Here is a 20,895-nt window from a genome sequence, read left to right on the forward strand (position 1 = left end):
GTGAGTCTCAAGTTTACTTAGCGTCTAGTCGATTGTTGCTTCGCCAAATTTGCAATAATCAAGTTCGCTATAAATTAGCCGCTGGCTAGAAAAAAACTGATTTGCCAGTTTCTAGACAGCCTCTTAGCTAGATGCTAACGGCTGATCGCTGGCCGCTACCCCGCCCCCTAACCGCCGGAACAGTTCACGCCGCGAAATTTCTCGCTGCATCGGGCAATCGCGGCGGGCAGCTTCTAAATTGGCGTCACGCACGCGGATCACTTCGCTCCACTGCTCAAACACGGCATCGGCATCGCGGTAGGGTTCGAGATTCAAGCACAGCGGTTGCAGCAGATAATGCCCAAGTGCAGCGTGATAGCCCAAATGCGCCTGTTGTGCTTGGCCGAATAGCTCAAAATGTAGATGCGGCCCCAGTACGGTATAGGCGGCATCCGTGCGTTCAACCGCTGACCAGCCCGCTGGCAGCACGAGCGGCGGCGGTTGAGCGGGGAACAGCAAACGCGCCAGCATCCAGGGCGTCAGCAGCAACAGCACGCGCCACTCTGCGATGCGGCGCAGGGCGCGGACTTCAATCGGCAGCGCCAGATTCAGCAGCGGATCAGCGGCAAGGGTTTCTGTCAGCAGGCGCTGATGCACGGCGATAACCGCTGCACTCAGCGCGGCATCATCAGCTAGTGATTCGGGACAGCGACACCAGTCAGTCTGGATTTCGGCTTCAGCTTTAACTTCAATGCTCATCATCGTCATCATTCTGTTGCGCGGTCGCCGGACAAAGCAGCGCCAAGCGTTCAGCGAGGGCACGATAGAGCGTTAATTCAGCCTGTGTGTGCAGATCTTGGGCAAAGCGTGGCAACCAGCGGCACAAATGCTCGGCCCATAACTCAGCCGTCAGGGTCGTGACGAGACAGTCGGCGCTGATATCCCCCTGACTGGCATCCAGCAAATAGGCAGCAAATTCAAGTTGAGTGCCAAGATAATCCGCTGGCGCTTCCGTGGCGTGCAACCCGGCGCGTTGATACAGTCCCTGAAGATCGGCGGTGGTCGAGCCGCCCAGATTGCCCTGTCGATAAGCCGACTCAAACGGCGGACAGGGCGTTTTCGGGTAGCCATTGACAAACAACCGCGTGTGCTCGGCTTGCCAGCGTTCCAGCGGTAGGGTGTTTAATTCAGCGAGCGCAGCGGTCAACCAGGGTTCAACCGGAATTAGGGCGTGCAGGGTGTCGCGGGCATTCGCTTCCGGCATGGCTAGTAAGATCGCCAGTCGGCGCAGATGAGCGGGGGTGTGGGGGGGTGTCATGTGTTTAGCATCGCTTGGTTAGAAGACTGACGTGGTGGCAAGTGTACGCAATTGGGGAACTAGCTTCGGGTGATTGTGTGGACGCATTAGCAGATAAACAAATCACTTTCAGCCGCTGCTGATATAATAACGATCTTCCCCAAAAGCTTGATTCAGCAAGCCTTGCAACGCTGCGCCGTCTACTAATTCGATGTATTGATGATGCTGTGCAAAAATCGTCGCACGCTCAGAAAAAGTCGATGTGATAATCAATAGCCCTTCTTTTGCTTGATGCGTTTGAATCGCTTCGATTAATTTTTCGACCACATTAAGATCAACTTTGTTTGCTGGTGCATAGCGTTTACATTGCACAATAATTTTATAGGGTTTATTGTGAATGCCGTGATGCTTTTTATAAGCAATCACATCAACGCCGCCATCGCCCGAACTGCGCGTCACGGTGACATCATAATAGCCAAGTTGCAGCAGTAATTTTTTGATGAGATGCTCAAAATTTTCTGGGCGGATGGTCAGCACATCAAGCGGGCGCGTCAGAATCAATCTGACCATTTCCAAAATTGAATTTTGAATCACCGCATCATTTTCCGAGAGCAAATACAGACGCTCAAGCGTATTTAAATCGCCAAACAAGCCTAATGCTTTGATGGCGCGACAGCGCAGTGTGCTGCTCGCTTCGGTGTGGTGCGCTAAATCCTCAAGAACGGCTTTTGTTTCCTGGCAATCAAATTGACGATGCTGCTTTTCAATCAGCGTGATGACATCAGCGATGTGCGCTGTTTCATTACGCCGGATGATGTCAAGCAATAATGAGCGTGTGCCATTTGCGGCGCTGATATGCTGTATTCGCTGCAAGGCAGCATTGCGCATCGAACTGCTTTCGGTCGGATCGCGTGCGATATCAATCAAGTGATTGATGGTCTGTTGAGGATGATGTTCGGCTAAAAACAGCAGCGCAAGCTGGCGCAAGCCGTCTGGATAATTCAAGCCGTCTGGATAATTTTTGGTGCGATATGTTTCAAGTTTTTCGAGAATCTCGCGGGTGATGGTGTCGTGATCTTTCGCGCAATCAAATGCAATTTGCAGTAAATCCCGCGACAATACAGCATCCTGATTATGTTTATCCTGATGGTTTTTAAAATGCTGCTCTAATTGCTGAATCATTTCAAAAGCGAATGATTTGATACAGGCTTCTTTATTTGGCGCTTGCTCAAGATGTTTGATGATTTCCATTTGCAAATCAAATAAATCACCAATGCTGTTGATCTGTTCAATAGATTTTAACTGAAAAATTGAATCGATTGGCAATGTTTCGTATTTTTTCAACATGATGCAACTTTAACTTGAACCATAGATTGAGCGCCGCATTTATTTACGGCGCATCAATAAAACCACTTTAATCAGAACCTCACCCTCAATTCGGCTTCCGCTTCAGCGTCTTAAACGCCACAAGCTTTTTGTGAACGGCGACCGGAGTGTAGCGAACGATGAAACGATATGGCAACCTACAGCAAACCGAGATCGGCGGCAGGTAGCACAGGCGAATGTCCGCCGGTTTTCTCAACCATATCAGGGGATCCGATGCCCGAAATCTGCCGCTTCTACGGAATCGTCATCAGGATGTACTTGATTGACCGCGAACATCCGCCGCCACATATTCATATCAAGTACAGTGACTATCAAGCCGTGATGGAACTGGAGAACCTGAATCTGATCGACGGTCACTTACCGAGGAAATGCCGCCAGCTCGTCCGGGAGTGGGCTGAGTTACATCAGGATGAGTTGACCGACATGTGGAAGACGCAACATTTCCATCCCATTCAGCCATTGGAGTGAGATTGATGAAACTTCGGCACATTGAACACCGGGAAGCATACCGCTTTGCGCTCACTTTCGAGAATGGTGATCGCCGCGAGGTCGATCTACAGGACTTGATCGGTCAGCATGTCGCAGTGGGCGAGGTGCAGACCGCACGCATCGATCCAGAGTGGGGGTGTTTGGAGTTTCTGCATGGCCGCGTGGACATCGAACCCAAGACCCTATATCAGTACGCTGGCTTTGTCGAAGACAAGCAGGCGGCTTGAGCTGAGACATTCCCGATAATCAGCACATCTGTGCGACGTGTTTTAATTCGGCTTCCGTTTCAGCGTCTCAAACGTCACTAATTGCACCTCCTGGCGCTCATCGGAATAATACGGCCGCTCACCGCCGCGCCCTTGTTCAGCAGCTAATTCCTGCTCACGCGCCGTAATCAATCCTAAACACTGCCGCAGCTGCTGAATGGTCGCTTCTGAGAGCGGATGCCGCATTCCGGGTGGCGGTGTGACATCCTTAATAATCGCCGTCAACGTCTGACGCATTACCTGCATAATCTGCTGTTCTTGTGATAATTCAGTCATGTGAATTGTCCTCGAATGAGTCTGATCATAAATCTGTATGCAAACGCGCAAGCAATTCTTCCAGCGCCGTGTTATCCAGCACCGCCACCCCCAGCGCCTCAGCCTTTGCTAATTTCGATCCCGCCTCCGCGCCCGCCAGCAGATAATCCGTTTTCTTGGACACACTGCCCGTCACCTTCGCCCCCAGTGCCTGCAATCGCGCTGCAATCACCTCACGCGGCTGACTGAGTGTGCCAGTAATGACCAGCGTTTTGCCCGCCAACGGCAAGGCCGCCGCGCTCGCTGGTTCGGCGGATCGCACCACCGCCGGCCAATGCACCCCAGCGGCCAGCAAATGCGCGATGGCCTCGCGATTGTGCGGCTGGGCCATAAACTGCACGATCCGCTCGGCGACCACCGGGCCGATGCCCTTGATGGCAATCAATTCCTCGACGCTGGCCGACTGTACCGCTTCGATGCTGGCGAGCTGTTCGGCCAATAACTGCGCGGTGGTCTCGCCGACCTCGCGGATGCCGAGTGCGAAGATAAACCGCGCCAGCGTCGTCTCGCGGCTGCGCTCCAGTGCCGCTAACAGATTGGCCGCTGATTTTTCGCCCATCCGTTCGAGACCCGCCAACGCCTCGATGCGCAAGGCATAGAGGTCAGCCGGTTCGCGCACCCAGTCCAAATCAACCAGTTGCTCGATGAGTTTTTCGCCCAGCCCTTCGATGTCGAGCGCCCGCCGCGAGGCAAAATGTCGGATCGCTTCTTTGCGCTGCGCCGGACACCACAGCCCACCGCTACAGCGGGCGACCGCTTCACCCTCAGCGCGGATCACTGCCGAACCGCACACTGGGCACGCCGTCGGCAACTCGATCAGCGGCGCATCAGTCGGTCGCCGTTCGACTAGCACGCGCACGATTTCGGGAATCACATCCCCAGCGCGGCGAATTACCACCGTGTCACCGCTGCGCACATCTTTGCGCCGGACTTCATCGAGATTGTGCAGCGTGGCATTGGCGACGGTCACGCCGCCGACAGATACCGGACGCAACCGCGCCACCGGTGTCACCGCTCCGGTGCGCCCGACCTGAAATTCCACCGCCTCGACGACAGTCAGCGCCTCTTGTGCTGGAAATTTGCGGGCAATCGCCCAGCGCGGATGATGGGCGGTTGCGCCCAGTGCCACCTGTGCGGCCAGTGCATCGAGCTTGAACACCACGCCGTCGATGTCATAGGGCAGCGTCTCGCGGCGTGCGCCCAGCGCCGCAAAATAGGCGCGGCAGCCGTCGAGTCCGGTCACGCACTGTAATTCCGGGGCAATCGGCAATCCCCACTGCGCCAGCCGCTGCAACCACGCGGATTGACTGTCGCCGATCTCAGCCGTGACTGCACCCCAACCATAAACACACAGCCGCAACGGTCGCCGTGCCGTGATACGCGGATCGAGCTGGCGCAGACTGCCCGCTGCGGCATTGCGTGGATTGGCAAACAGCCGCTCGCCGCGTTGCTGCAACTGCGCATTGAGCTGCTCGAACCCGTCACGCGGCATATAGACCTCGCCGCGCACTTCCAGCACTTCGGGCCAGTCCGCGCCCAGCAGCCGTAGCGGTACATTGGGAATCGTGCGCACGTTATGGGTAACATCTTCGCCGCGTGTGCCATCACCTCGGGTTGCGGCCAGCACCAGCACGCCGGATTCATAGCGCAGACTCACCGCTAACCCGTCGAATTTCGGTTCAGCGGTATACACAATCGGTTCAGATTCGGGCAGCGCCAGCGCCGCGACAATCCGCTGATGAAACTCCGCTAACGCGGCATCCGTCATCGCATTGTCGAGCGAGCGCATCGGTACCGTGTGCTGCACCACGCCGAGTTCCGCGCACGGCATCGCGCCAACGCGCTGGGTCGGCGAGTCGGGTGTCATCAGATCGGGATGCTGCGATTCGAGTTGCTGGAGTTCGGCAAAGAGCCGGTCATACTCAGCATCGAGAATGGCTGGATCGTCGAGGACGTAATACCGATGGTTGTGCATGCGGATCTCAGCGCGTAACGCCTCAATCCGCTGCACCAGCGCCGGTACGGTGTTCACTGGCGCGGAATCCGTCGCCAACGGCGCTCATTTTCAACCACCGCTTGGCGCAGTTCTTCCTCTTTTTTCACCGTCAACGGACGGCGCGTAGAGTCGAGCACATCGCCGTTGAGCGACAGCGCCAGCTTGCGGGCGGTCGCTAACATCTCGTCGAGAATGGTCATATCTTCGGGATCGCCTTCTAACTGCGCAAACAGCACCAGTCCGGGCGTTGAGAAACTGTCCATCGCCTTAAACGGGAAGCGTCCGGGCTTGACCATATTGGCCATGCTGAAATAGACGCGAATCTCGTCATCGAAGGTATCGAAGCAGTGGAAGATGTCCATTTCACCCGGATGCAATCCGCATCCTGATGCAACGTCTAAAATCTCTGGCCCCTTGAACGGATAGCGCCGCGCACTGACGCTGAATTGGATCAACAACGGATCGGGAACGGTCACCTCGCGCCGCTTCGCCCCGTTGCTGGATGCTGGAGGGGGCGATGGCTCCGGCTCCGGCTCAGGTTCCGGTTCGGGATGGAGGCGCGGTGCGGGTTCTGGTTTGAGTGCAGAGTCCGACGACCGTGACTTGATGGGTTTTACTGGTCTGACAGGTTCTAGCTCCGCCTCGTGCTCAGCGTCGGCATCAGCCAGCGGCTGTGATGTGCGCCGCGTTTTGGGGCGAGCCGGATTGGAAGTCTGCGCAAAGGCCGCCCGTGCACGGATCGGCGGCGCGGGATCGTAGTCGGCATCGGCATCGGGATCAAATGCGGGTTCATCGGCGCCATCCGCTACGGACGCAGTGCGACCACGCCCCCGCAATCGCTGCCACAGCCCTGGGCGCTTGGCGGCTGGGGGCGCAGCGGAGCGCCCAGCGTCGCGATCCACATCATCATACTGATGCGGTTCATCATCCGGCAGGGCGTGCCGCGTTGGACGTACCCCATAGGGTTCGTCGGCGTTTTCATCTTCAAACAGATCGTCGTCGGCATAGTCATCGTGATAAGCGTGGTGCTGCTCACGGCGACGCTCCCACAGGTAGAGCGCCACAATCAGGATGACGCCGACGACAATCAGAATCAGGCGGATAGTGCTGGCGTCCATTCGTAGTGATCTGCAAGCTGTTGGAATTTTCTGCGTTGCAGCAAGTATACCGTAGTCGTGCAACTCGAATGCTGAGTCGCCGGTTTAGGCTGCGACAACGCCGTTTTGTGTTGCCAAGCGCACGGCGGCTTCGACATCGACGCTCACCAGCCGTGACACACCCGGTTCGTGCATGGTGACGCCCATCAGATGTTCGGCAATTTCCATCGTCACCTTGTTATGACTGATGAAAATAAATTGCACCCGCTCGGACATGGAGCGCACCAAGTCGCAAAAGCGCCCGACATTGGCATCGTCCAGCGGCGCATCAACCTCATCCAGCATACAAAAGGGTGCGGGATTCAACTGGAAGATCGCAAACACCAGCGCGACAGCGGTCAGCGCCTTTTCACCGCCCGACAGCAAATGAATGCTCGCATTGCGTTTGCCCGGCGGTTGCGCCATCACGCTGACGCCGGCTTCGAGCAAATCGGCATCGGTTAATTGTAACGATGCTTGGCCGCCGCCGAATAAACGCGGAAATAATTGCCGAAAACTCTGATCGACTTGATCGAACGTGGTTTTAAAACGCTGGCGCGTTTCGCGATCAATTTTGCGAATTGCCTGTTCGAGCGTCGCCAGCGCCTGACTAATATCCGCGTGTTGGGTGTCGAGATAGCTTTTGCGCTCGGAATGCGCTTGAAATTCATCGACGGCCGCTAAATTCACCGCGCCCAGTCGCTGAATCCGCGCCGCGATCTTGGTTAATGCGTCTTGCCAGGCGCTCTCAGTGGCACTCGGATCGAGCGCAGCCAGCACGGCGCTGGGGCTGGCGCTCAATGCGGCGAGGGCTTCTTCGAGCGTGCGCTGACGCACCAGCCGTTCTTGCTGTTCCAAGCGCACGCGCTCTAGGCCGCGCTGTTGATCGTGTAAAGCTTGTTCCGTGTGCTGTCGCGCCTGCTCTAGCTCGCTGATGGCGGCATCAAGCGCGTCGCGCTGGGCGAGCGCCTGCTGTAATTCATCGGCGACCGCCTGTTGCTGCGCCCGCTGTGCGTCGAGCTGTTCGCGTTGTTCGAGCAGCGGCTCAACCCCCTCTTCAAGTGCCGCGAGCAATTCGGCGCGGCGTTCGTGTACCTGCTGCTGTTGCGACTGCGCCCGCCCCTGCTGCTGTTGGGTGGCGGCACAGGCGGTGCGATTGGATTCAACGCGAATGCGCAAGGTCTGCGCCTGTTCGCGTCCGCTGCGCACCTGTTCGCGGGTATTCTCGACCTGCGTGCGTAAACGACTGCGTTCCTGTTCGAGTGCGGTGCGGCGCGTGGCCAGCGTCTCGATGTCCTCTAGCCAAGTATGCAGACGCTCGCGGGTGTCCTCCATCTCAGCAAGCGCGGCGTGAAGCTGCTGTTCCAGTTCTGCCCATTCACCAGCGAGCACGCGCCGCCGCTCGGCCTGATGCGCAGCCTGCGTGCGTGCGCTGCTGATCTCGGCCCGCAACGCCGACCGCTCGCGCTCCAGTGTCGCTAATTCGGATGCAAGTGCCTGCCGCCGCTGCTCGGCTTCGGCGCGGGCATCGCGGTGCTCGGCTTCGGCATCTAACCGCTCGGCTTCTTCGGCGGTGAGTGCGGTTAATTCGGCTTCCAGCGCGGCGATACTCTCAGCGCGTTCCAGCACCCCAACCGCGCCATCCGGTGCCGGCACGCGCAGCCAGTGTCGCCCGATCTCGATGCCATCAGGCGTAATGAGGACGGCATCGGCGCTCAAGGTGTGGCGCTGGGCTAAAGCGGTGCGCAGATCGGCGACCGTCTGCACCGGCCCGAGGAGTTCGCCAATCGGCCAGCGTGAGCGCACCTGTTGCGCGAGCCGTTGCCGATCTGCCGCCTGCGCCACATCTGCCGTTGCTGCCGCTGTTTCGAGCACCACCAGACCGGGCGGCAGCGGCTCATTGGCATCAATCACCGCATCCAGCGCCGCAACTGGCACCGCCCGCATTGCTGCACCCAAACGCAGTTCGACCGCCCGCTCCCAACCAGCGGTCACGTGCAACTGCTCAATCAGCCGCGCCGCATCGCTGAGTCCATGCCGCGCCAGCCAAGCTCGCCGCTCGCTGTCAGTATCAGCCAGCGCCGAATCTTGCAGCGCCGTTAAGGCCGCTAACCGACCCTTGCCCTCGCGGATGCGGGTGCGCACCTGATTGAGCGCCTCGGCCAGCGTGCGCACTGCGGCATCTTCTTCGGCCAGCATTTCGAGCACGCTGTCGCGCTCTGCTTCCAGCCGCTCAATGCGCTCATCGAGCACAGCTTCGCGTTCGCTCAGAGTTTCGAGCTGCTCCAGCGTGTCGCTATCATCGAGCCGCTCACGTTCTTCAGCTAACCGCCGCTGGCGCTCGCGGTCATGCTGCTGGTTCTGCTCCAGTACGTTGAGGCGGGCGCGTTCCAACTGCGCTTGTTCAGCCGGATGCGCGGCGGCAGTGTTGAAGTCATCCCACTCCACTTCCCAGGTGTGAAGCTGGGTTTCCAGTTCGGCCAGCGCCGCTGTCGCGCTGCTCAATTCCGCTTCAGCCAGCGCCAGCGCCGGTTCATCGACGGCTAATGCCTGCTCAATTTCGCTCAAGCGCGTGCGGTCGCGTTCCAAATGCGCGTCAGCCGCCTGCAATTCATGATCGAGCCGCGCTAATTCACTCTCACGCCGCGTGCGTTCTTCGGTCGCAAAGCGAATGGCCTGTTCCGTGCGGGCGATTTCCGCACCCAGCGCGTAATAGCGGCCCTGAATCGTATTACAGGCTGCGGCGGCGAGCTTATAGGCTTCGCGCTGGGCATCCAATTCAGCGGCTAACCGCTGCTGCTCGGCCTCACCCGCCGCGCCCTGTGTTTCAGCTTCAGTCAGGCGTTGCGTTAATGCCTGCACGTCCGCATCAAGCGCCCGCCAACGGAGCGCCTTGAGTTCTAAATCCAATCGCTGTTCATCACTGCGCAATTGCGTGTATTTAGCGGCGGCGGCGGCTTGTCGCTCTAAATGCTGTAATTGTTTGCCAACTTCGTCGCGCAGATCATTCAAACGGTCGAGATTTTCTTGCGTATGACGCATCCGATTTTCGGTTTCGCGTCGCCGCTCTTTATATTTTGAAATCCCCGCTGCTTCTTCTAAAAATAAGCGTAATTCTTCGGGTCGCGCTTCAATAATCCGCGAAATCATCCCCTGTTCAATAATGGCATAGGAACGCGGCCCCAATCCGGTGCCGAGAAATAAATCCTGAATATCGCGCCGCCGACAGCGTGCGCCATTAAGGAAATAAGTTGATTGACCATCCCGCGCCACTTGACGCTTAACAGCGATCTGTTCAAAAGCCGCGTATTCACCACCGGCCCCGCCATCCTGATTATCAAAAATCAATTCAATACTCGCCACGGCCAGCGGCTGCCGCCCCGAACTGCCATTAAAAATGACATCGGCCATTGACTCACCGCGCAGCATCTTTGCTGAGGATTCGCCCATCACCCAGCGCACGGCGTCGATGACATTCGATTTGCCGCAGCCATTCGGGCCGACGATGCCGACTAAATTACTCGGAAAATAAACCGTCGTTGGATCAACAAAGGATTTAAAACCACTGAGCTTGATACGTTCCAATCTCATCATTTCACACGCTTCCTCAGCATATTCAGACGCAAACCAGATAGAGACGCTTGACAGCAATGGGGGATTGCCAGTATTTATTTAGTCATTGTCGCTAACAGACAATAACGGGCTAAGATTAACAATGATAACCAGCCCGCGAATATAAAAAATAACTACTTTACTATGTTCTTACATACCAGAGGAGACTGGATCATGAGCGAAAGACTGCGTATTGGTGCCGATTTTTTTGATGATCTCGCCACCGTGGCAGCGGTCAAAGCGGCCTTGATTGAAGATCGGCGTTTAACCGAAGCTGATTTTGCTCACCGCCATGCGACCACCATTCGCCGCCATTATGCAACGGTTGCGCACTTAGAATTTCTCGAAGAGGATGCGCAATTTTTTGCCAGTTGCATTTGGCATTATCTCAATACGCTGGATATGTCGAATGTGCGGGAGAGCTATCAGCCGCCAGTTGCCAGCCACCCGCAAGAATCGGCGCAGTGCTGGAAGCGGATCGCTGGCGGCTGGAAGCCAGAAGCCACATACCATGCGCTCACTGCTTGACAGTCTGCTTGACCGGATCTTTCCCCCGACCTGCCTGCTCTGTGGTGCGGCAGGCGCGGCGGGGCGCGATCTGTGCGACGGTTGTGCGCTGGAGCTGCCCTACAATCTGCGTGCCTGTTGGCGCTGTGGACGACCGTTTCTTGTGCCGCTGCCGGACGGTGCAATCTGCGGCGATTGCGAGCGCAGTCCACCGCCCTTTGCTGCCTGTTTCAGCGTTTTTCGTTACACGGATGCGATCCCGTTTTTGATTACCGGCGCGAAATTTCGCGGACAACTCAACGCGGCGCGACTGCTGGGGCAGTGTCTCGCCGAGCATATTAGTGCCACGACGGACAGGCTCCCCGATGCGCTGGTGCCAGTGCCCTTGCATCGGCAACGTCAGCGCACACGCGGGTATAACCAAGCATTAGAGATTGCCCGCGTCGCGGGACGGGCGCTGGCGCTGCCGTTGGAATCACGCTGGGTGACGCGCCCGCTGGCCACCGCGCCGCAAAGTAGTCTGACCGCCCGCGCGCGTCGCCGCAATATTCAGGGCGCATTTGCAGCGCAAACTGAGCTGACGGGTCAATCCATCGCCATCGTTGATGATGTGATGACCACCAACAGCACGGTGTCGGAATTAACCCGCGTTTTGCTGGATGCTGGAGCGGGGCAGGTGGTGATTTGGGCAGTGGCGCGAACATTGTGAGTGGAGACGGGCAGCGCATGGCTAACACTGAAATCAGTTGATGCAGTATGGTGTGGGATCGCTAAACTGGGCCGTTATGCTATATGGTTCAAGATGGTTCAGGCAGCCCGCTGATTGTGCGACTGTTATCCATCATGTCTTCATCGACTTTTAGACTTTTCCGGCGCAAAAAAACGCATGAACTTGCATTCACTTCGCTTCAAGATCGCCGCCGGATCGGCGCTCTCACTGATTCTGCTCGGTACAGCCATTACGTTGTACGCCGTCTATGCACTCAATAGCCAAGTGACACAGCAGCGTCAACTGTCTCGCGTCCACTTCGAGCAACTGTTACTCGATGGTGCCGAGACCCGCGCCAAAGGCATTGAAGCCTCACTGGTGCCGGCGTTGCAATCGGCCCGCGTTCTTGCGCAAGAACTGGCGACCTTTCCTGGGCTGCGCCTGACGACGACTGGCGGCGTTAGTGCGGTGCGCACCGTCGCCGAGCGTATGTTATTGGGGGTCTTGCATGGTCAACCAGATTTTCTCGGCGTTTATACGGCATGGGAGCCGAATGCGTTTGATGGACGTGATGCCGATTTTGTCAATCAGCCCGGCAGCGATGCCAGCGGACGGTTTATTCCCTATTTCAGCCGTGCCGCTGACGGCACCCTCGCTCTTGAACCGCTTCTGGATTACGAGACGCCCGGTGCCGGTGATTATTACCTGTTACCCAAGTCCAGCCGCGCCGAGCAGGTACTGAATCCTTATACCTACAGCGTTCAAGGCAAAGACCTGCTGATTACTTCGTTGGTCGTGCCCATCATCATTGACGGGCGTTTTCAGGGTATTGCGGGTGTAGATTTGGCGCTCGATCACCTACAGCAGCAGATCGACACCATCGCCCAGGGTGTTCACGGCGGACGCGCTGGCATCACATTGGTGGCGCATAACGGCACCATCGTCGCATCCAGTGGCCGACCACAGCTAGTCGGCAAACCGCTGTCAGCACTGCATGAAGACTGGGAAGCGGATCTAAAAACGCTGCAAGCAGCCCGCCCGCATATCGAAGAAGACGAAGGGCATTTGATGGCCGTCGCGCCGGTGCAGTTTGGCGGGAAGAGTGCTCCGTGGGCAATTCAGCTTACGTTGCCGATGGAACACATCATGGATCAAGCCGATCAAGCTGTATATAAAAGCAGCCAAGCGATTTGGGCCATGATTGGCGTGACACTGTTGTGTATCGGTGTGGGCGTAGTCTTTATGCTGTTTATTGCCGGCATCATGGTGCGACCGATTGAGCGGCTCAAACTAGCCTTAAGCGACATCGCCGACGGTGACGGCGACCTGACACGCAACCTCAATGCAGCAGGCCGCGACGAACTCGCCGCATTAGCGCAGATATTCAATCGTTTTCAAGACAAATTGCGCGACTTAATTCGACAACTCGCGCAGGGCGGGGAGCAGGTTGCCAGTTCCGCCAATCAACTGACAGCCGCCAGTATGCGCACCGCCGAACTCGTCCAGCGCCAGCAATCGGAAACCGATCAGGTGGCGACCGCGATGAATGAAATGACCGCCACAGTAGCTGAGGTGGCGCTTCATGCCAATCAAGCCGCGGAAGCGACCCGTGAAGCCGATCAACAAACTGAAATGGGCCGTGCTGCTGTCACCCGTGCCGTGGAAGCGATGCACCGACTCTCCGATCAGATGCAGGCCGCAACGACTGCAATGGCGCGAGTTTCTGAGGACACCAACGCCATCAGCGCCATTTTGAATGTTATCGGCGAAATTGCCGGACAAACCAACTTGCTGGCCCTCAACGCGGCGATTGAAGCGGCGCGGGCGGGTGAGCAAGGACGCGGTTTTGCGGTGGTTGCTGATGAAGTACGGACGCTGGCCGGTCGCACCCAGAACTCCACGCACGAAATTCAAGCCATGATCGAACGGCTTCAGAGCGGCACCCGAGGCGCAGTAGACGTTATGGAAGCCGGTCGCACCAAAAGCCAGGATGGCTTAGATGCCGTAGCCGAAGCCGCTGACGCTATTGAAACCACTGCCCGTTCTGTGGCCTCTATCAAAGACATGAGTATTCAGATTGCCAGTGCCGCCGAGGAGCAGAGCGCCGTAGCGGGTGAGATCGACCGCAATTTAGCGACGATTGTGCAACTTGTCGATCAAGTGGCGACGAACGCACTGGAGAGCCGTCAAGCGGCGCAACGGCTCGAAGCACTAGCCAGTGAGCAAAACGTGCGTGTCGGGCGCTTCAAAGTCTGAAGCTGAGGCGAGATAGCTGCTCATTGTGCGTCACCACGCGCCAGCATGGTCGCGCACAATCACTGATAGCTGATAGCTGCTGAATTTTATGGATTCTCGCGCTGCCGATACAGCGGCAGTGCTTCAATCGTGCGATCAATTTGCTCAATCAGCCGCTGATATTCGCGCCGCTGATCGCTGCCTAATTGCACGTCAAATTGCGCTTGACTCAATCCTTCGGGAAGTTGATCGACCGGCGGCATCAAATCCGCTTCGGTTAAACCCGCTTGCGCGGCTGATTGCAAATACTGGGCATTAGTAAGATTTTCAGTTGCCAATCGCGCAAAGCGAATCCCGGCACGATTCGCCGTCATATCAGCAAAACTAAAACCGCTGCCGCCATTGGCATCCGCTAATTCTTTATACCAGCCGACTAAATTCGACAGCGCATCCGTGCTTTGAATAGCGAGCGCGGCTGAGGTCATAAAATGCTGACTTAAATCAGCGCGTCCGCGTAAATGCACGCGACGCAAGGTCGGGCGCGGTGCAGTCGAAACATCGGCCGGATCGCGGATGGATTGACCATTGACATAGGCGGCGACAGCCAAAATCACAGCGCGATGCTGGGCAAGCGGCTCGGCATGTTCTGTGGGCAGCGTGCGCAGCAGATGCGTCAGCACCTCGGCCAAGCGTAGCGGCTGGCGTCTCGGTTGCGCGGCGGCATAGCGCACCAACGCCTCCTGCGCCGCCAACACCAGCGGCAAGGTATCAGCGGCGATCATTCCCCCGCTGAGGCGGTCGAGCATCTCGGGATACCAGTCATATTGCAGCGTCAAGCGTTCGGGCGTAAAACCCACTGCCCGTACCATCTGTGTGCGGTCGAGCGCCTGTAGCGCCTGTTCAATCAGCGCCTGCGCCAGCGAGCCGGGGAGCGGTAGCCCAGCCAGACGCGCTGCGCTCACACGCGGCAGGGTTTCGGCTTCGATCAACTCCAGTTCCAGATTGAGATAACCGTCAAGCTGATCGAGCGGCAGTTTGAGCGAAGCGACCAGTCGGGCGCGTCCGGTTTCCAACTGCACCAGCGCCTGACCCTGCCCAGTGCGGTCAAGCAGCGTGTTGAGCAGCAGATTGACCTGTGATGGCGTGAGTTCGAGCCGCTGTCCCGCGAGGGCGCGGCTATGGCGCTGGCGCTGCTGACGTAGCCAAGTATCGGCCCAAGCGCGTTCAGCAGCGGTTGGCGTGGGTGGCCGCTCGACACGCGGCCGAAGGTCGAGCGCGACAGCCAAGCCCAACACGCATAGCGCAAACAGGCTCAAGCTGGTGAGCCATAACAGGCTTTTAGCAATCGATGACATAGGGATGGGGATGAGTGCGTGAGAGCGGGGCTATCGGTCGCTGGCTTTCAGCCACCAGCAAAATCAGTGCGCATTCTAGTGATGAAGTTCCAGTTGCGTCACGTAAAAAAAGGTCACGAAGCCGAAGCTGCGTGACCAGTTTGAAGTTTGAATAGCTGAAAGCTGGCGGCTGAAAGCTGACCGCTAATTATTCGACGCCGTAAACGGCAGCCGATCATTGATGCCTTCTAGCGAGCTACCAGTTTTCTGGAAACTGCTCACAATGCTTTCCATCGCAATAAATTGCGCTTGCAACCGCGCTTCGTAGCGATCCATGCGCTGATCGAGTGCGGTGCGTTCAGTTTCAATCAATTTAAGCTGTTTTTGCAGATAATCTTCACGCGATTTAACCGTGCCGGTACTGCTGGTGAAATTCTGAATCATATTCTCCAGTTCACCGGCTAATCCGCGTGCAAAGTCGAAATTAAACGCACCTTGCGCCGTTGCACCGGGTCTGACACTGAGATTGAGGCCGTAGACGCTCGATCCGAGTGGCGGCAGCAGCACATTACCCGCACCAAAACCCGCTTCGCCGTTGATGGTTCCGGCAACATCGACCCCGCGTGTGCCGCTCAAGGCCGTTTCGATGCCCAGACTAGCCATATCCGCACTGCGCTCAGTGAAGCTGACCGAGGAATCCGCGCCGGTCGAGTTCGAGGTAAAGGTCAGGCGATTGGCGTCTGCGTCATAGCCGACGGTTAAGCCGACGCCCGCGCCGGATAGCGAGGCATCGCCGTTGATCGCCGCTTGCAGAGCGTTGACTAGATCGGTGCTATTGCCATAGGTGCCGGTCAAGCTCAAGGTGTCGGATTCGACGCCATCGACGCTGACCTTAAAGCTATAGTCGCCGCTACTCGTATCGAGATTGGGGCTAAAGCTATCGCTTGCGCCATCGAATCCCGAAGCGGTGATCGCATTGCTCTGCACGCGGGCGGCGGTTGCGCCGATGCCAAGCACGCCCATGTTATCCGTCCAAACGCCGCCGACATCTTCGCCGGTTTCGGTAAACACAACGCTGGATGCGGATCCATATTCGCGTGAAATGAAGCTAAAAGCGTTCGTAGTCGCGTCGTATTGCACATCCAGCCCAACGCCGGCTTCTTTCAGCTTGGCATCACCGTTGATGCGCGATTGCAGCTCGGCACGCAATTCATCCGCCGAGTCATAGGTTTCGGTCAGTTTGATCGCATTCGAGTTCACGCCATCAACCTGAATCTTGAAGCTATAACCGCCGCCGGCGGTGTTCACGCCGGTAAAGAGATCAGTTGCTGGATCGAAGATCGCTGCCGTGATCGCGGTTCCCGAAGTTTGACCGTGCGTTGGATCGCGGGTGATTTCCGCTTGATAACTGCCGGCGATGGCTTGAGTGGCAAAGGTGCCGGCCTTGACCGTCACGGCGGTGTTGGTCGCGCTCGACCGTCCGGTAAACAGTCCTTCAAGTAGATTGAAATTATTACTCAGCGCCGCTTTGAAATCGGTTTCATTTAATGACAACGAGCCGTCGCGCTCGGTGCGAATACCGACATTGGTCAGCGCCGTAAAACCACTGCTCAAGCCCGGCACCGAACCGCCAACCTGCGAGCGGAAACGCTCGACCATCGAGCGAGCGGTGCTATCGTTAGCCAATCCGCCGCGCACTAATTGATCGTCCTCATCACGGCTATAGCCGAACAGTTTGCTGGTGGTTTCCTGAAAACTGTTATAGGCGGTGACGAAATCGCGGATCACTTGCTCGGCGCTGCTTTTGTCGGCGCTGATCGAGAAATTCAGGCTTTCACCCGGCGCACCGGCTTTGTTAATCGTGAAATCAAAGCCTTGAATGACATCATCGATTTCATTGCTCTCGCGGAATACTTCCAGACCATTGACTTTCAGCCGCGCATCCTGGCCCTGCTGGGTTTCGGTGGCATTCTGGGTGGTTTCGTCGAAGACAAAATCGTCAAGTCCAGTCGAACCCGCACCCGCACTGATGCGCATGGCGTTTGAGGCACCGGATTCAGCAGTCAGCATCAATTGATAGCTGGTATCAACCTTGATGACGGTCGCCTGAACACCAGCGTTTTCCGCGTTGATCTTGGTGGCGATGTCGTCGAGCGAGTCACTGGCTTCGATAGTGACGGTGAGGGCAGCACGGTCAGCATTGACGCCGAAGCTTTGCGGTGCGCCGGTGCCGCCATCATACGTCCAATCGCCGAATTGAATGGTGAGATCGCCGGATTTTTCTAATGCCGCATCACGTTCGCTCTGCGCGGGCATAGCGAGTGAATGGGCGCTGGCGGTTTGTAAGACTTCGATTTTATACGCGCCGGTTTGCGCACCCGGGTCGATGCTGTTGGCGGTGATGATGTCGGAGTCGGGCAGGGTAGCGGTGCGGGCATTGAACAGATCGGGATCGCTGAGTGCCGTCAACGCACCCTTAAAGCTGTCCATCGCGCTGCGCAGTTGACCGTAGCCAGAAATTTGGGCCTCGATTTTTTCTTTACGGCTATCGAGACGCTGTTCAGTGGGCGCACGTTCGACGGCGGTCAGTTGGGTAACGAGGCTTTTGATGTCGATGCCGGAACCGGCACCCAGTGTACTGACGATGTTTTCGGCCATGGCTTTAAACTCCGTTGTGGCGTGCAATCCGCCGCCAGTGCCGCGTATTGACTGAACGAGGTCGGCGCGGCGGATTACGCCTGTTGATTAAAAGTCAAACCCACTAAACCAACCCATTCATCGACATATTTTGCAAATTTAAGGGTTTCTTCGCTGGGAATTTGGCGCACGACTTCTTCGGTCTGAGCGTCAACAATGCGCACCACCATCTGTCCTGAATCTTCATCGAGTTGAAAGGTCAACAACCGCTTATTTTTTTCCAGCATGTCGTTGATTTTCTTGACCGCATCGCTCAGTTCTTTGACCGTTGCGGTGTCCGTTGCCGCGACACCCGTCGGCGATGAGCCACCAGCACTCCCGCCGCTTGCGTTGGCCGATTCGCCGAGCAGGTTTTGACTTAAATTCTGGGCAAGTGCGGCGGATTCGGCAGGATCTGATGGGTCGTTTGGGCGGAGATCGGGCGGAAGCTCGGAGCCGGGCTGTGCGCGTGCGCCAGCGGTTCCGGGCGTTGGAACAGATGGTGTCATTCCTGAGACGGTGATTGGATCGCTGGCCATAGCACGCTCCGAGTTCGGACGGGCGGTGCTCCGGTTAGGTTGGGAGCGTCGCCCGCCGCTATCGCTTAACTAACGAGAAGTTTAGCGCAGGAGCGACATGACCTGCTGCGGCTGCGAGTTCGCTTGCGCCAACATGGCTTGGCTGGCTTGCATCAGCACTTGCGAGCGCGAGAGCTTCGCGGTTTCCGAAGCAAAGTCGGTGTCAGCGATGCGCGACCGGGCGGCTGAGGCATTATTCGAGATGCTGCTCAAGTTGTTGACGGCAAAGTCGAGTCGGTTGTTGACTGCACCGAGGTCAGCGCGGACGTTGTTGACGCGCTCCAGGGCGTTGTCGATGGCAGTGATGGCTTTGTTGGCTCCATCGACGGTTGAGATGTCGATGTTCTTGATCGCCATGCCGTCTTCGCCGCCGCCGTATTCGCCGACGTTCAAACCGGTGTAGCTCAGGTTGGTGTTCTTGCCGCGCTCAATCACGATTTCCTTATCCGAGACCAGTGTGAACTCACCAACAGACGTTGTCGCACCTGTTTGGAAACCAGCGACATGGCTGTTAGTGAAGTTTGTGATGATATTGCGGCCATCTTCAGCGATAAGTTGAATGCCACCGCCATTGGCTGAACCGTCTTCGCCTGTATCAATCGCACTGACGCCGGTTTGATCAGCAATTGAATTGATAGCCCGCACAAAAGCTTGGCGGTCATCACTCATGTTGGCTGTAGTGGTAAAGCCCGTGATAGATACACCATTGATCGATCCGCTGACTGCCGAAACGCCAGTTGCCTGAGTCGCGGTGTTTTTAGCAATGTTTTCGTTGACGATTGCACGCACGCCAGTTTGATCGGCGACTTCATTGAATGCGGCAGCTTTAGCAATGGCACTAAATGCCCGCGTATCATTAGCAGCAACACCGCCTCCTGAATACGAAGCGTTGTCAGACGTCGCATAGGATGGGCCAACCGAGACGCCATTCACGTAAACGTTGCCAGCCGTCATCGCCATAGTGCTATCAACGAGATTCGATGCAACCTGCGTAGCCGTACCGCTATATGTACCGACTGTAAAACCAGCATCAGCAGCATTACCAGTTGCAGCGGATTGAATGTCGATCTCTTTGCCGTTATCAGAAACTAATGTGACACTACCGGTCGCAATAGTATGAGCCGATGCACCAGTGGCTAAATTTAATCCAGTCTGGTTAGCGGTGAAATTTGCATCATTTCTCAATATGACATTGCGGCCATCCTCGGCTTTCAGCGTAATACCACCTTCATCTGTACCGGCATCGACCGCCGTAACACCAGTTTCTGCTGACTTCAAGTTGATAGCGGAAACGATAGTTTGACGGGTTGTCGCCATATCGTTTGCCGTAACACTGATGGCGATGCTGACGCCATTTAACTGAATATTGCCATTGGTTGCTGTAGCCGCAGCCGCCATAGCAACACCAGCCATTTGCGTATCACCAACAACAGCTGTGACGCCAGTTTGGTCAGATTTAGCATTGATTGCCGCTGCTGTAGAAATAGCACTGGCATTTTTAGCAATAACCGATGCTGAGTCAGAACTTGAATCAGCGGCAGTGATCGAAATGCCGTTAATGATCAAGTCGCCAGTACCTAAAGCGGTAACCGATTGTGCGGCTGTTGCCAAGATTGTAGAAGCATTGGTTACAGTACGGCTCATGGAACTGACGCCAGCCGTGTCCTCGACACCCAGACTTTCTGCATCTAACTTACCGATACTAACGGTCTGTCAAGTCCCGCGAGATTATAGACACGCTTTTTGAAGCGTTCGGGGCATTGTTGTTGCCAGTCCTTGAGTGCTTGAATCGGCGCGATGTGTCCGAGCGCCTTCTGCGGGATCTGATGATTGTATAACCGCACGTAGCCGTTGAGGGTGTCGGCTAGGTTCTGGGAGGAATCAAAGCGGGTGGTAGCGAGCACCTCGGCAATGCGCCCATTGAAGCGTTCGACCATGCCGTTGGTCTGCGGATGACGGGGGGCAGTGAGGCGGTGTTCGATGCTGTGATCGGCACAGCCTTGGTCGAAGAGATGGCGTCCGGTTGGTTCACGTTCGCCGGTGGCGCAGAAGCGATCAGTGAATTCCTTGCCGTTGTCGGTGAGGATCTTCTCAATCGTGAACGGGGCTTTTTCGACCAGACGCCGCAGGAAATCGCGGGCGTTGGCGGCGGTTTTCTCGGGCAGGATTTCGACATAAACCCAGCGCGAGGCGCGGTCGATGGCGACAAACAGGTATTGATGTGCCGCTGCATCCGGCATCTGCGGCAGGTATTTGACATCGATGTGGACAAACCCTGGTGCGTAGTCCTTGAAGGTTTTGACCGGCTTGGCTTCGCCTTCCGGTTGCGGGATCAGGGCGCTGAGGTTGGAGACGCCGTGGCGGCGCAGACAGCGATCTA

General features: G+C 56.8%; 17 protein-coding genes. 5 read left to right on the top strand and 12 right to left on the bottom strand.

Going from position 1 to position 20,895, the window contains the following annotated elements; translation table 11 throughout:
* Nucleotides 1-123: 123 nt before the first annotated feature.
* From hybE to BLW10_RS11815, 3 genes are all read right to left on the bottom strand, one after another.
* Nucleotides 124-738 carry a [NiFe]-hydrogenase assembly chaperone HybE gene (hybE, locus tag BLW10_RS11805; RefSeq protein WP_091334973.1) on the bottom strand — a complete coding sequence of 205 codons (615 nt, stop codon included), beginning with the start codon at nt 736-738 and terminating at the stop codon, nt 124-126.
* Entirely contained in the window at nt 728-1,297 is a 570-nt protein-coding gene (locus tag BLW10_RS11810) for a TorD/DmsD family molecular chaperone (RefSeq protein WP_091334954.1), read from the bottom strand. Before BLW10_RS11810 ends, hybE begins: the two co-directional genes overlap by 11 nt.
* Nucleotides 1,298-1,405: 108 nt before the next feature.
* On the bottom strand, nt 1,406-2,623 hold the full coding sequence (locus BLW10_RS11815; protein ID WP_091334955.1) for a restriction endonuclease: 1,218 nt from the start codon (nt 2,621-2,623) through the stop codon (nt 1,406-1,408).
* Between the two features lie 168 nt (nt 2,624-2,791).
* Here BLW10_RS11815 and BLW10_RS11820 point away from each other — a divergent pair, with 168 nt between their 5' ends.
* On the top strand, nt 2,792-3,130 hold the full coding sequence (locus BLW10_RS11820; protein ID WP_218139727.1) for a DUF4160 domain-containing protein: 339 nt from the start codon (nt 2,792-2,794) through the stop codon (nt 3,128-3,130).
* Between the two features lie 5 nt (nt 3,131-3,135).
* Nucleotides 3,136-3,378, top strand: a complete 243-nt coding sequence (locus tag BLW10_RS11825) for a DUF2442 domain-containing protein (RefSeq protein WP_091334958.1) — start codon at nt 3,136-3,138, stop codon at nt 3,376-3,378.
* Between the two features lie 42 nt (nt 3,379-3,420).
* Here BLW10_RS11825 and BLW10_RS11830 read toward each other — a convergent pair whose 3' ends face one another.
* From BLW10_RS11830 to smc, 4 genes are all read right to left on the bottom strand, one after another.
* Nucleotides 3,421-3,693 carry a segregation and condensation protein A gene (locus BLW10_RS11830; protein WP_091334960.1) on the bottom strand — a complete coding sequence of 91 codons (273 nt, stop codon included), beginning with the start codon at nt 3,691-3,693 and terminating at the stop codon, nt 3,421-3,423.
* 25 nt (nt 3,694-3,718) lie between these two features.
* The gene (ligA, locus tag BLW10_RS11835) at nt 3,719-5,764 is read right to left on the bottom strand and encodes an NAD-dependent DNA ligase LigA (protein ID WP_218139728.1); all 2,046 of its coding nucleotides are present in this window, start codon (nt 5,762-5,764) and stop codon (nt 3,719-3,721) included.
* Nucleotides 5,761-6,846 (bottom strand): cell division protein ZipA, encoded by a 1,086-nt coding sequence (locus BLW10_RS14310; RefSeq protein WP_245709367.1) that lies wholly within the window; start codon nt 6,844-6,846, stop codon nt 5,761-5,763. The genes ligA and BLW10_RS14310 overlap by 4 nt, the downstream gene beginning before the upstream one ends.
* An 84-nt stretch (nt 6,847-6,930) precedes the next feature.
* A complete protein-coding gene (gene smc, locus BLW10_RS11845) occupies nt 6,931-10,455 on the bottom strand; it encodes a chromosome segregation protein SMC (protein WP_091334976.1) in 3,525 nt (1,174 codons plus the stop codon).
* Between the two features lie 195 nt (nt 10,456-10,650).
* Here smc and BLW10_RS11850 point away from each other — a divergent pair, with 195 nt between their 5' ends.
* The 3 genes from BLW10_RS11850 (at nt 10,651) to BLW10_RS11860 (ending at nt 13,948) form a co-directional block, all read left to right on the top strand.
* Nucleotides 10,651-11,004: a hypothetical protein gene (locus BLW10_RS11850; RefSeq protein ID WP_091334962.1), complete on the top strand. Its 354-nt coding sequence runs from the start codon at nt 10,651-10,653 to the stop codon at nt 11,002-11,004.
* Nucleotides 10,988-11,692 carry a ComF family protein gene (locus tag BLW10_RS11855; protein ID WP_091334963.1) on the top strand — a complete coding sequence of 235 codons (705 nt, stop codon included), beginning with the start codon at nt 10,988-10,990 and terminating at the stop codon, nt 11,690-11,692. The genes BLW10_RS11850 and BLW10_RS11855 overlap by 17 nt, the downstream gene beginning before the upstream one ends.
* Nucleotides 11,693-11,869: 177 nt before the next feature.
* Nucleotides 11,870-13,948, top strand: a complete 2,079-nt coding sequence (locus tag BLW10_RS11860) for a methyl-accepting chemotaxis protein (protein ID WP_091334965.1) — start codon at nt 11,870-11,872, stop codon at nt 13,946-13,948.
* 86 nt (nt 13,949-14,034) lie between these two features.
* Here the strand turns inward: BLW10_RS11860 and BLW10_RS11865 are convergent, their stop codons facing one another.
* From BLW10_RS11865 to BLW10_RS11885, 5 genes are all read right to left on the bottom strand, one after another.
* On the bottom strand, nt 14,035-15,282 hold the full coding sequence (locus BLW10_RS11865) for a hypothetical protein (RefSeq protein ID WP_091334968.1): 1,248 nt from the start codon (nt 15,280-15,282) through the stop codon (nt 14,035-14,037).
* Nucleotides 15,283-15,465: 183 nt separating this feature from the next.
* Nucleotides 15,466-17,919 carry a flagellar filament capping protein FliD gene (gene fliD, locus BLW10_RS11870; RefSeq protein ID WP_091334970.1) on the bottom strand — a complete coding sequence of 818 codons (2,454 nt, stop codon included), beginning with the start codon at nt 17,917-17,919 and terminating at the stop codon, nt 15,466-15,468.
* A 74-nt stretch (nt 17,920-17,993) separates the two neighbouring features.
* Nucleotides 17,994-18,476: a flagellar protein FlaG gene (locus BLW10_RS11875; protein WP_245709369.1), complete on the bottom strand. Its 483-nt coding sequence runs from the start codon at nt 18,474-18,476 to the stop codon at nt 17,994-17,996.
* Nucleotides 18,477-18,557: 81 nt separating this feature from the next.
* Nucleotides 18,558-20,159: a flagellin gene (locus BLW10_RS11880; RefSeq protein WP_091334971.1), complete on the bottom strand. Its 1,602-nt coding sequence runs from the start codon at nt 20,157-20,159 to the stop codon at nt 18,558-18,560.
* Nucleotides 20,160-20,203: 44 nt separating this feature from the next.
* The coding region (locus BLW10_RS11885; RefSeq protein WP_143117066.1) for a DDE-type integrase/transposase/recombinase at nt 20,204-20,895 on the bottom strand (692 nt) is incomplete at its 5' end.

This window comes from Allochromatium warmingii (assembly GCF_900107145.1).
GTDB classification, from domain to species: Bacteria; Pseudomonadota; Gammaproteobacteria; order Chromatiales; family Chromatiaceae; genus Thermochromatium; species Thermochromatium warmingii.

Bases quoted from the DNA above. Each gene is read 5' to 3' on its own strand.
- smc (WP_091334976.1), bottom strand. From the start codon at position 10,455: ATGAGATTGGAACGTATCAAGCTCAGTGGTTTTAAATCCTTTGTTGAT.
- BLW10_RS11855 (WP_091334963.1), top strand. From the start codon at position 10,988: ATGCGCTCACTGCTTGACAGTCTGCTTGACCGGATCTTTCCCCCGACC.
- BLW10_RS14310 (WP_245709367.1), bottom strand. From the start codon at position 6,846: ATGGACGCCAGCACTATCCGCCTGATTCTGATTGTCGTCGGCGTCATC.
- BLW10_RS11865 (WP_091334968.1), bottom strand. From the start codon at position 15,282: ATGTCATCGATTGCTAAAAGCCTGTTATGGCTCACCAGCTTGAGCCTG.
- fliD (WP_091334970.1), bottom strand. From the start codon at position 17,919: ATGGCCGAAAACATCGTCAGTACACTGGGTGCCGGTTCCGGCATCGAC.
- BLW10_RS11860 (WP_091334965.1), top strand. From the start codon at position 11,870: ATGAACTTGCATTCACTTCGCTTCAAGATCGCCGCCGGATCGGCGCTC.
- BLW10_RS11875 (WP_245709369.1), bottom strand. From the start codon at position 18,476: ATGGCCAGCGATCCAATCACCGTCTCAGGAATGACACCATCTGTTCCA.
- BLW10_RS11880 (WP_091334971.1), bottom strand. From the start codon at position 20,159: ATGAGCCGTACTGTAACCAATGCTTCTACAATCTTGGCAACAGCCGCA.
- BLW10_RS11815 (WP_091334955.1), bottom strand. From the start codon at position 2,623: ATGTTGAAAAAATACGAAACATTGCCAATCGATTCAATTTTTCAGTTA.
- BLW10_RS11830 (WP_091334960.1), bottom strand. From the start codon at position 3,693: ATGACTGAATTATCACAAGAACAGCAGATTATGCAGGTAATGCGTCAG.
- hybE (WP_091334973.1), bottom strand. From the start codon at position 738: ATGAGCATTGAAGTTAAAGCTGAAGCCGAAATCCAGACTGACTGGTGT.
- BLW10_RS11850 (WP_091334962.1), top strand. From the start codon at position 10,651: ATGAGCGAAAGACTGCGTATTGGTGCCGATTTTTTTGATGATCTCGCC.
- BLW10_RS11820 (WP_218139727.1), top strand. From the start codon at position 2,792: ATGGCAACCTACAGCAAACCGAGATCGGCGGCAGGTAGCACAGGCGAA.
- BLW10_RS11810 (WP_091334954.1), bottom strand. From the start codon at position 1,297: ATGACACCCCCCCACACCCCCGCTCATCTGCGCCGACTGGCGATCTTA.
- BLW10_RS11825 (WP_091334958.1), top strand. From the start codon at position 3,136: ATGAAACTTCGGCACATTGAACACCGGGAAGCATACCGCTTTGCGCTC.